Here is an 845-nt window from a genome sequence, read left to right as displayed (position 1 = left end):
AATGTAAAGAGCCCGGTCGCAAAGAAAGCAACCTTGTCTCGTAAAGCACCTCCAAAGAAGGTGAGTGATAAATAAAGTAGCCGAGCAGGCGGATCTTACAGCAGACGAACCTACCCCATACATACCGTCATTGATGCGTTGAGAGTGGCTCAGGCTATTCGAGATTTCAACGGTGGAAACCCTTGGCAGCCATCGGAGGTTGCGAAGGCCCTCGGTCTAGGTATGTCGGCAAAATTTTTCTATCTAACCGCAGCTTCGCGCGACTACGGACTAACCGAAGGCACTCGAGATAGCGCAGCAATATCTATCGCCGAATTGGGCACAGAAATCCTGTATGCCTCGAACGCTGAATTGGAGCACGCCAAAAAGGTCGATGCCTTTAGACGAATTCCCATCTTCGACAGGGTTCTAGAGCACTACAAGGGTGCAAATTTGCCCGAAATGAAGTATCTCGGCAATACTCTGGAACGAGAATTCCGATTGGCCCCCAGGTATCATGAAGAATTTTCAACGATCTTTCGAGAAAATTGTACCGAACTGGGGATAACGGACGGCTCTGTAGACTACGGCACGGTTGATGCTCCAACTGGAGAACGTCCTTCGACAGTGATCTTGGGTGCCCCCAAGGGCGCTAGCGACCGGACCCTCAAGGCATTCATCATTATGCCTTTTGTAGAAAGAAACCCCAGCCGCCCCAAAGGGTTTTTTACAGAAGTCCTGCGCAGCCTGTTGACGCCTGCGGGAATTAGCGCGGGCTTCGTCGTGGAGACTGCAAATAGGCAAGGCAGCGACGTCATTCAGTCGACCATCATCAACGAGTTGCTCGAGGCCGACCTAGTCATTGC

Annotated in this window: 1 protein-coding gene; it reads left to right on the top strand. The window is 51.4% G+C overall.

Annotation, left to right across the window (positions count from 1 at the left end; genetic code table 11):
- Positions 1–144: 144 nt before the first annotated feature.
- Positions 145–845 (top strand): hypothetical protein (locus tag AC1DQP_RS21080; protein ID WP_478052505.1); only part of this gene is annotated, 701 nt, incomplete at its 3' end.

It is taken from the genome of Stenotrophomonas sp. P5_A8 (genome assembly GCF_056400545.1).
This window is presented reverse-complemented; position numbering and strand designations above follow the sequence as displayed.